The sequence below is a fragment of the Rheinheimera sp. genome, from assembly GCF_020217005.1.
Taxonomy (GTDB): domain Bacteria; phylum Pseudomonadota; class Gammaproteobacteria; order Enterobacterales; family Alteromonadaceae; genus Pararheinheimera.
Genome location: NZ_JAIWOI010000094.1, coordinates 1 through 10000, shown reverse-complemented (window position 1 = coordinate 10000; position 10000 = coordinate 1). Strand labels below are relative to the sequence as shown.

Genomic DNA, 10000 nt, shown 5'->3' with positions numbered 1-10000 from the left:
GTTGTAAAAACGCCTGCAGATTTTCCGCCAATTGTCTGACTAAACGCTGCATCGCCTGCCGGCTGGCCCAGGCTACATGAGGTGTGATTAGCAGATTCGGCAAATTGCCTGCAAGTAAAGGGTGGTGTATTAGCGGGGGCTCCGTACTTAGTACATCCAAAGCTGCGCCTGCTATAGTGCCACGGGTTAAAGCCTGAGCCAAAGCGGGCTCATCAATTAAACCACCTCTGGCAGTGTTGATCAGCAGCGCTGTTGGTTTCATCCAGCTCAGGGTCTGAGCGTTGATCAGCCTGGCGGTTGTGTCTGTTAAAGGGCAATGCAACGACAGAACATCAGCGCAGCGGATCGCGCTCTCAAAGTCTGTTCTGCCAGGGCGGATCTCTGTGATATCAGGTCGTTCAGCAAGAATGACTTTCATACCAAAAGCTTCTGCCAGTCTGGCGGTGGCCTGACCTAAATCACCATATCCCAGTAAGGTCATGGTTTTACCCGCCAGCTCTTCTATCGGATGTAAATGCAGGCAAAACTGAGCGCTCTGGCTCCACTGGCCTTGTTGTACGGCCTGGTGGTAAGAGTAAATATGGTTCGTCAGCTGCAATAACAAAGCAAAGACCTGTTGGGGCACAGCGGTACCCGCATAACCCTGAGCATTACAGACCACTATACCTGCGGCTTTGGCGGCGGTCAGATCAACCATATTGACGCCAGTAGCTGCGACCAGAATACAACGCAGGTCAGGTAAAGCGGCTATAGCCCTGGCGTCCAGCTGAACTTTATTGCTGATCAGTACAGTTGCACCTTTGGCATGGGTTAGTAATTGCTCTGCGCTGGTTTGCGGATACAAAGTTAACTCTATTCCAGTTAACTGCAACGGAGTTAAGTCGGTCTCAGCCATAGTGGCTGCGTCGAGAAATACCACTTTCGTCATTAGCGATACACTACGTCTTTATACATCGGAGCTAAAATCGCCAGCAATTCATTTTGGGCTTCCACTGAAACTTTTTGTTGCTGCATAGCGGTAATTAAATGATTCACCAGTGCATCAAAGTGTGCCTGAGTGATTTGAAATCCAGTGTGGCTTTCCTGCATCGATACACCGCTGTATTTGCATGGTCCACCGCTTAATTCGCAAAACTGCTCGATCAGCAGACGACGAAACCTGGGGATGTCCGTATCGGCAAAATGGTGAACTATGCTCTGATCGTGTTCGATACCATACAAAATACCGTCCACTATATGTTCTACGCCTGACTCACCACCTAAACGCTGGTATAAGCTGGTTTCCGGCTTATGTTGGCATGCGGTTAAAGTTAAGCTTAACGCCAGCAATACGTACTTCACCATGTGCCCTCCAGTGACAAATAAAAGCCTGTTTGGTCTGATAACCCCGCTATATCGCCTAAGTCGACATATCCCAGCACCACAGACGCGTTTTTATTGATAAACCAGGCTGCAAACAAATCGCGCCAATGCTGCTCGTCAGCAAAACCCAGCTGATTGGGTTTTTGTTTAAATTCAGTACCCAGCGCCAGATTGTAATTCAGTAGCAACACAGCTGAACTTTCGAACATCAGTTTGCGGCTCACCCCTTCACCGCCAAAGCCCAGTAAACCGGTTTGGTGCGCGTCAGTGGAGCGTATTGTCGCATTGAGTAGCAGGTTACGGCCTGCGATGGCATCAAAAAATACCTTAGTAGCAGCGACATAGACCTCGTAACCAGAGTCATCGCCAGCACCCACAGCTGAGGGCAGAGCGAAGTCACGATTTTTTTTAAATTGTGCGCCTATGCTGATTTGCGGCAGGCCAGTGTAAAGTAATTCTCCTGCTACTTTGTATTTAACACCCAGAACATCCTGACGCAGTTCACCCCCTATAGTATCCAGAGCAAATTTTTGTCTGGCAAAGGACAGTTCCCATTGGTTATTAAAACTGGCGCCAACACCCAGACTATCCAGGGTGAAATCATCCACACCAACCCGACCGGCAAAGCTGTTGACTGACCATTCGTCACTACTGCTGTATCCGTTGATCGTGGCCCAGGGCACTATGCCACCACCAGAATTGCCCTCAATAGTGGTGGCACCACCTGTGGCTATCACTTTTGAGCCAGCCATCAGATAAGGGCTGACCAGTAGGAAACCTAAGGCTGCTAAAACTTTTTTCATCCGTTACTCTCTGAATCAAACCACTGATTTTTGGTGTTAGCGAACTGTTCAAGCCATTGACTGAACTGTTCTGAGGTTAAAGGTTTAGAGAAAAAATAACCCTGAACTTTATCACAGCTGTATTGCTGTAATTTTGCAAGGCCTGCCAGATTCTCCAAACCTTCTGCTGTCACTTTTAGGCCTAAGCCATGTGCCAGTTGAGTTGTGGCACTGACAATAAGCGCGTCGTCCTGGTTGTGTTCAATATCTTTGATAAAGGCTCTGTCAATTTTGACTTCATGTACAGGTAACTGTTTTAAATATGCCAGCGAAGACTGTCCGGTACCAAAGTCATCTATCGCCAGTTCAATTCCCATGTCCCTTAATTGCGTTAAGATCTGGATCACTTGTTTGGGATCCTGCATCACAGCGACTTCAGTCACTTCCAGTGCAAGTACAGAAGAAGGTAAATGATAGAGTTTGAGTAAAGCAGCGATCTCCTGCGGTAAGTTTGAGTTGGTTAAATCATTTGCCGACAAATTCACTGCTACTTTAATCTGTGTTCCTTGTTGGTACCAAAGCGCCAACTGGGCCACCACAGTATTCAGCATCCATTGGGTTACCAGAGCAATATTGCCTGAGTGTTCTGCTAATTTTATAAACTCATCTGGTGGCACAAATCCTAATTCAGGGTGGATCCATCGGATCAAGGCTTCGGCTGAGGAACAACTTTGCTGTGTCAGTTCCACCTTAGGCTGGTAAACGACAAACAACTGATTTTGCTGAAGAGCAGCGGGTAAATCCCGCAGAATGGTTAACTCACGCTGATGGCTCTCGTCCTGACCTTGTTGATAAAAGGCCAGCAAAGCAGGCTGTTTTTTTGCGTAGTTCAGAGCTATATCCAGCCGCCGTATAGCGTCATTCGCATGCACTGTGCCAGGAGTAATATTATAAGCCCCTACAGAGACCTTCAGACTTAACGGAGAGTCGGCCAACAAATAGCCTGAGTGCAGTTGCAGCTTTAAATCTTCCAGTTGCGCAGCCGAAAGATGTTGATTGTATAACAGCAAAAACTCATCACCACCCAAACGGGCAACCTGCAAAGGGGCTGGAATGAGTTGCTCTAAACGTTGCGCCATTTGTTGTAGCAGAGAATCGCCATTGGCAAAACCAAGCGCATCGTTAATATGCCGGAAGTCTTTGATATTCAGTAGTAACAGGCCGACATCTTCAAAGGGCAACAATTCAGCCAACTTGCGTTCTGCAGCGCCGCGGTTCTTTAATCCAGTCAGCGAATCATGCTCGGCCTGATACAAAAGTTCGGCCTCACGGGTACGGATATCCATCTGCATTTTTTGCAGGGTGTTGCCTAATAAGCCTATTTCACCTTTTGCAGCAGGCAAGGCCGCTGCCGTCACCCCCTGACCGATTTGACTGGCGAAGTTAGATAATAAGCGCAAAGGTTGAGTGATACTGCGTGCGATCACAAAAGCCAGGGTCAGTGCAAGGGTTAAACTCAGGCCAAAAATCCCGAGTAGCTGCTGACGAATTTTCTGATAACTTTCCTGCCAGCGTGCACTAGGATAATGCAGCACAGCCCACAGCAATTGCTGTTGATCCAAAGCTAAAGCCAAAGACAAAAATTGTCCTTCATTGCTGCTAAAAGGTTGCTGTTGGGTGTCGACCAGTCTGGGTAATACAGGCAACAAGTTGTGTTGTGTATCGAGGTCCAGTGTGGAGTGTAAGGTCTGGTTCGTTTTACTGCTGTTGGTGGTAAAACTAATATCCAGATCGGTAATGCCTTTGATTTGTTCTGCCAACTGTTTGTTTAAGCTAAAACCCATACCAACCCAGGCTATGGTTTGTGGCGCTTTCACCGGTACCAGCACTAATTGGTACGAATTACCTGCCAGCACCAGAATATCATTCACTGTGGTGGACTGACTGCCTTTACTTTGTAAAAACACAGGCTTAACGTCGTCGCTGCTTAATTCTGCACTGGTGCTGGCCATTAAATCTCCGCCTGGAGATAACAACAGTACTAAGTCAGCATGAACTCTGCTGCCATGATTCTCCAGTACAGACAAAATCGTTTCTTGTTCGGCCGTAGCGACAGCGCGACGAAAACCGAAGTCGCTGGCCAATATACTGACCGAGTTTGTCAGTTGGCTGGCTCTGTTATCCAGCGCCTGTAAAAATACATTGGCAGCAACCCTCAACACTTGTTTAGCTTGTTGCTCACTGTCTTTTTTCATGGTGTTAAGGGTTGCAAAGCCACTGGCCAATGCCAGTACGGTCAACAAACTGACCAGGGAAATGACTAAGCGGCTGCGTAATGAATCGAACATTTGACCTCATTGTGGTAGCAGTTATTGAAAGCTGTCATAGTAGATAAATAAGTCCGGATAAAACGCAGCTTTGAGCCTCACAGCATAAGTGAAAATTAAAGGTCTGGATACGTCTGCAGAAACCTTAGCAATAAGTAAGTGCAGGCTCAACTCTAAAGCGTTAAAACCAAATAAAAACCCGATTATTCAAATTCTTATTGGATAGAGTTCGTGCAAAGAATAGGGGAGTTGTGAATGAAGCTGTGCTGGGCACTGAGTTTTTTCATTGTTGTTTTCAGTGGTTTTTTATATGCAGCTCAAAGTCCTGTAGTCGGGCAGCAACCTTGTGCCAGAGTCAAAGACAGGCCTTGCATCGCTTTGGTGCTGGGCGGCGGCGGGGCCCGTGGCGGTGCGCACCTTGGTGTGATACGTCAACTGGAGAAACAAGGAATACCAGTAGATTTAATAGTAGGAACCAGCATTGGAGCTTTTATTGGCGGCTTATATGCCACAGGCCATAGTCCGGATGAAATTCAGCAGATACTGGATCATTTAGAATGGAGCACTGGTTTCAGGGATAAAGTTCACCGGGATGAAATGCCGATACGTCGTAAACAACAGCAGGATCATTATCCGATCCGGCTCGGTTTGGGGTTAGATAGCTCAGGCATCAAAATTCCCAAAGGCGTATTGTTGGGGCAGGCTATGGCTGAACTTATTCTTGAAGCTTATGGACCAGTGTTAAATCACAGCCACTTCGACCAATTACCCATTCCCTTTCGCGCAGTCGCCACAGATTTAACCAATAGAGACACAGTAGTGATGAGTCAGGGCAGTTTATTGCAGGCCGTGCAGGCTTCAATGTCGATCCCCGGTGTAGTGCGGCCCATGGAGCTGAATGGCCGGGTTTTAGTTGATGGTGGTGTTGCCAATAATTTGCCAGTCAGTATCGCGAAAAGTTTGGGTGCAGATAGGATCATCGCAGTCGCAATAGACGCACCTTTACTGAACTCTGAGCAATTAGACTCGGCTTTTGCGGTGACCGACCAATTGACCAACTTTTTGGTCCGTCAGGTTGTAGAGCAACAAATTGCCTTGTTAGGGCCGCAAGATATATTGCTAAGTCCGGACGTTGCGCAGATAGGCACACTGGATTTTGACAAGTTACCTACTTCCATCGAAGCCGGGTGGCACAGTGCAGAGCAGCAGAGCCAGGCCTTAAGCAGTTTTGCAGCTCCCGCACAGTTTCCGGACTGGTTAGCGGCTCATAGAGCCAAACAAGCCACTAGTATCACAGTGGATCATATAGAGTTGGATAATCAGAGTCTGTTGTCTGATCAGGTGTTACTGCAGCGTCTGGCCTTAGAAGCAAACAAAAGGTACGACAGTAAAAAGCTCAAGGAGGGGCTGCGTCAGGTGTACGGCGTCGACACGCTGGAAAGAGTATCGCTGCAACTGGAGCAACAGCAGCAATCAGACCAAACCAGTTTAAAAGTCAGGGCTGTCGAAAAGAGTTGGGGACCTGGATATCTGAATTTCCGTTTTACCATGGAAGATGATTTTCGTAACAACAGATATTACCAACTGGCTGGATCTTACACTTACACCAACATCACCGAGTTAGGGGCTGAGTTGCATACAGAACTGGCGTTGGGAACAGATAAACTGCTCAGTTCGGAACTCTATTGGCCAGTATTTACACCTGCGACTTTTGTCAGTGGTCAGTTGCAAAGAGAGAGTACCATACTGGTGCTGGAAGATACCGAGGGGTTGTCTTTAGGTGATCTGGCCAACAAAGAAACATCAATAGTCGCAAAAGCCGGCTGGAATTTGTCAGATCATGCCAGGCTAAGCTCCGGTTGGACTGATAAAGATGGTTATTTCCGCATTCCGGCTTCTGGAGTGGCAGATCTGGGCTTTAGCAAGCTGGATTACCAGCGTGAAGGACCGGTGCTGGATTTTGTCTGGGACAGATTGGATAACCCTGTGTTTCCCAGTCGGGGTTTTCGGCTCCATGCAAACTGGCAATGGTTAGAGGATACGGCACTGGGCGAAAGTCACAGGAGTCGCAGTCACTCTATTGAAGTGCAGGCAGCCCGTAGCTTTTTTGAACGTCATATAGTGCGGACCCGCTGGCGTTTCGAAGATTACACACCAGGAGACCCGCAAGTAGCAGTGGAGCAGTTTTCGCTGGGCGGATTACTCAATCTGTCCGGATATCCGAAAAACTATTTGTTCGGCAGTCAAATTCAATTTGGCAGTCTGGTCTATTTATATAAAATGAGCGAAGACCGTTTTAGTGTATTTAATTCTCCATTTTACCTGGGCGCTTCATTGGAGAGAGGTCAGGTGCATGGCAATATGATCCGGGTGGAAAGCCTGGCCAATGAAACCGACTGGATATGGGCCAGTAGCTTTTTTGCTGGCTGGGACAGTCCCTTTGGACCTGTCTATCTGGGCTATGGCCGTGCTGAAGACGATGTAAATGGCAGCGCCTACCGTTATTATTTATCTCTTGGACAAAACTTCTGACAGAGAACGCAACAATGAACAGTTTGATAAGCGGGTTTTTGCTGATGTTTTGTGTTTTACCTGTGCTGGCCCAGGCTCAGCAACCAGAGATTAGGGTTGGGTTGAGCCAAAATGTCGCGCCCAAAAAGCAAGGCAATACCATTCAGTTTGAGTCCGAGTTAATTCGGCAATTGTTAGCTGAGCTTGGTTATAAAGCTGTGTTTATTGCAGCGCCACATGTGAGGCTGAGTCGAATGCTGCAAGACAGAGAGCTGGATATGGCAGCAAGGCAAGGAGGCGAACAGATTGAGGGATTATTTTATAGCCCTGCTTATATTGAATTCCATAATCTGGTTTTTGCTCTGGCCGATTTCCCGGATCAACTAGAAACAGTGAAGGATATGGGACGTTACTCCGTGGCCAGTTTCCAGTATGCAACCCGAATTCTTGGTCCGGAGTTTAGTCAGGCTATGGCAATTTCGCCTTCATTTCGGGAAGTGGTTGATCACAATCAGGCAATTGATATGTTGCAGCAACAAAGAACTCAATTGCTGGTGCTGGATGCAGTCAGCTTTTACCGGCGTTGGGCTGAGAAAGGGATGTCAGAACATCAAGTTCGTAGCTTCGAACTTTTTCCAAAATCTCACTACAAAATTGGTTTCACGGACCAAAAGTTACAGCAGCAAGTCAGCCAGCTACTACAATCATGGTTGGACTCAGGCCGGGTCGCACAGCTGCAAAAACAAACCCGGCAATTAAGTCAGTCAGTGAATTAACTTTCCAGTTCAGTTAGTTTTTTTGCGCCGTCTTTAATCAGTTGTTCTTTTTGCTTTTGCAGAATTTCCAGCTGAGCTTGTTCTGCTTCTGTCAGCTCCCCGTCTTTGTTGGCCAGCGCTTCAATTTTCTCTTCTATCTCTTCCAATTTTTTCCGGTCGACACCCATTTTTGCATCCAGTACCTGTTGCATCATTTTACTCAGCCTGTCTGGATCGTCTTTATTCAATTTGTCTGTGGCCTCACTATCAACCGGACTCTCTGAGCCTGAACCAGCAGTTCTGCTACTTTTTGCCAAATGCTGATAGGTCAGATCAGGGTCGGGTTGGCCGTCCGACAAACTGACTTTGTCGGTATAAGGGTCGTCCATCGTAGTTTTGTCCCGGCCGAATGTAGGGCCTTTGTACAGCTGATCCGCCAGCCCTATGTGCGAAGTCAAAGTCGAAATAGTTAGCATGCTAGTCTCCTGAACTTTAAGCAGTGGCCATCTGGTGTGGCTCTGTTTTTATACGGGAGCAAATTTGGTGCCAAACTTGTATCGCCTATAACTGCAGCAAACTCCGGCTCTGCGGCAAAGGGCACGGCAAAAGCCCGCCGCCTTTTACAGCTTTTTACACTGTTATTGCCATCTGTATCCAGTTCATACTCAGATCGGGCTGCAACTAAATTGACGCTGGTATTGCCTCGGACTGATCCCGAGTTGTTTCTGAAATTGCTGTCGCATATTTAAACTAGAGCCAAAACCTGTCAGGTCAGTGATTTGTTCAATAGAATGCTGGCCTTGCTCCAGATAGTGTTGAACCAGAAGCAGGCGTTGTTGCAATAACCATTGTAATGGGCTTAAGCCAGTACTGGATTTAAAGTGCCTGTCAAAACTCCGCCTCGACATACCTGCTTTATCGGCTAATTGTTCGATAGTCAGAGATTTATTTAGATTTAACAGGGCCCAGTCCATAGTACTACTGAGTAAATTGGTCTTTTTCTGCAGCGGTTGTGTGACAAATTGGGCTTGTCCGCCCTGGCGATGCGCCGAAATAACAGCCCGTTTAGCAACCTCATTGGCAATTTCAAAACCAAAGTCCCGGCGTATTATGGCCAAGCCTAAATCCAGAGCCGCTGCACTGCCTGCCGAACAACCAATCTGGCCATCAAAACAATAGAGCACGTTTTGCTGATAACGTATGTCGCTATAACGGCGTTGGAATTCATCGGCATAACGCCAGTGGGTAGTGGCAGCTTTATCTTTTAATAGGCCAAGCTCGGCCAGTAAAAACGCGCCTGAGCAAAATGAAATCAATCGAGCGCCTCTGTGATAGGCGGCCAATAACTGCTGTCGTAGCTGTTGATCCGGTGTTGGATCGGCGACAGACCAGTTGGGGATCAGAATAGTGTTGTACCCGGCCAAATCCTGTATCTGAGGTACCAGCAACTGCAGACCGCCGGTCGCCATTAATGGCCCGGGATGAAAGCTGACGATATCCGTCTGATACCAGTTGGGGTATTCGGGTCTGCTTAATGCAAACAACTCAGAAGCACAACCTAACTCAAAACTAGCGACAGATGGACCTAATAAAATGGCAACTTTATGCACCTTGCAGCTCCTGTATTAGCTGATTGTGGGTATTGGCTTAATACTAAGCTAATGTGGCTTTTAAGCCAATGGTGGATGCGTCTCGGGCAAAGTACAGTGCTGCTGAGCTTAATTCAGTCAGATACAGAGGAGTGCGACTTATGTCATCTATGGTTTCCAGACCAGCAGCAGCGGGATCCGAACAGGCTATTGCCCACTTTAGTTCTTTACTGCAGTTTGAAACCGACTGCTGGGATGTACATCATGCCATTAGCAACCAAAGACAGGATTTTGTTTTGCTTGATGTGCGTGGTGAGGCTGCTTATCAGCAAGGTCATTTGCCAAAAGCTGTAGCATTTCCGCATAGCCGGATTAATGCCGAAAGTCTTGCGATCTATCCGGCTGATACTTTATTTGTGGTCTATTGCGCCGGCCCTCATTGCAATGGTGCCGATAAGGCGGCATTAAAACTGGCGCAGCTACAAAGACCAGTGAAAAAAATGATAGGGGGCGTGACGGGCTGGCTGGAAGAAGGCTTTATACTGTTGAGCTAGAGCGACCACCAGTACAGCAGATGGCAGACAAGCACCACAACAGTCAGCTGATTTCTTAAGCTGTTATAGGCTATTGAGTAGCCTAAGTGCTGCTGATGTCTGATTTCAAATAACCGCAAT

The 10000-nt window shown here is 47.4% G+C and carries 9 protein-coding genes; 3 read left to right on the top strand and 6 right to left on the bottom strand.

What is annotated here, in order from left to right; genetic code table 11:
* The 4 genes from LDL40_RS04610 to LDL40_RS04595 form a co-directional block, all read right to left on the bottom strand.
* A partial coding sequence (locus tag LDL40_RS04610) for a D-2-hydroxyacid dehydrogenase (RefSeq protein ID WP_300993983.1) occupies positions 1 to 928 on the bottom strand: 928 nt, incomplete at its 3' end.
* Positions 928 to 1344, bottom strand: a complete 417-nt coding sequence (locus tag LDL40_RS04605) for a group 1 truncated hemoglobin (RefSeq protein ID WP_300993982.1) — start codon at positions 1342 to 1344, stop codon at positions 928 to 930. The genes LDL40_RS04605 and LDL40_RS04610, both read right to left, overlap by 1 nt.
* Positions 1338 to 2165, bottom strand: coding sequence for a DUF3034 family protein (locus LDL40_RS04600; RefSeq protein ID WP_300993981.1), 828 nt, complete (start codon positions 2163 to 2165; stop codon positions 1338 to 1340). Before LDL40_RS04600 ends, LDL40_RS04605 begins: the two co-directional genes overlap by 7 nt.
* The gene (locus tag LDL40_RS04595) at positions 2162 to 4492 is read right to left on the bottom strand and encodes an EAL domain-containing protein (RefSeq protein ID WP_300993980.1); all 2331 of its coding nucleotides are present in this window, start codon (positions 4490 to 4492) and stop codon (positions 2162 to 2164) included. The genes LDL40_RS04600 and LDL40_RS04595 overlap by 4 nt, the downstream gene beginning before the upstream one ends.
* 234 nt (positions 4493 to 4726) lie before the next feature.
* Between LDL40_RS04595 and LDL40_RS04590 the strand changes: the two genes are divergently transcribed.
* Positions 4727 to 7003, top strand: a complete 2277-nt coding sequence (locus LDL40_RS04590) for a patatin-like phospholipase family protein (protein ID WP_300993979.1) — start codon at positions 4727 to 4729, stop codon at positions 7001 to 7003.
* 14 nt (positions 7004 to 7017) lie between these two features.
* On the top strand, positions 7018 to 7758 hold the full coding sequence (locus tag LDL40_RS04585; protein ID WP_300993978.1) for a transporter substrate-binding domain-containing protein: 741 nt from the start codon (positions 7018 to 7020) through the stop codon (positions 7756 to 7758).
* Here the strand turns inward: LDL40_RS04585 and LDL40_RS04580 are convergent.
* Both LDL40_RS04580 and LDL40_RS04575 read right to left on the bottom strand, forming a co-directional pair.
* Entirely contained in the window at positions 7755 to 8213 is a 459-nt protein-coding gene (locus LDL40_RS04580) for a hypothetical protein (RefSeq protein WP_300993977.1), read from the bottom strand. The two genes, LDL40_RS04585 and LDL40_RS04580, sit on opposite strands and share 4 nt — an antisense overlap.
* Before the next feature lie 189 nt (positions 8214 to 8402).
* On the bottom strand, positions 8403 to 9347 hold the full coding sequence (locus tag LDL40_RS04575; RefSeq protein ID WP_300993976.1) for a helix-turn-helix domain-containing protein: 945 nt from the start codon (positions 9345 to 9347) through the stop codon (positions 8403 to 8405).
* Between the two features lie 140 nt (positions 9348 to 9487).
* Between LDL40_RS04575 and LDL40_RS04570 the strand changes: the two genes are divergently transcribed.
* On the top strand, positions 9488 to 9880 hold the full coding sequence (locus LDL40_RS04570) for a rhodanese-like domain-containing protein (RefSeq protein ID WP_300993975.1): 393 nt from the start codon (positions 9488 to 9490) through the stop codon (positions 9878 to 9880).
* Positions 9881 to 10000: the final 120 nt, after the last annotated feature.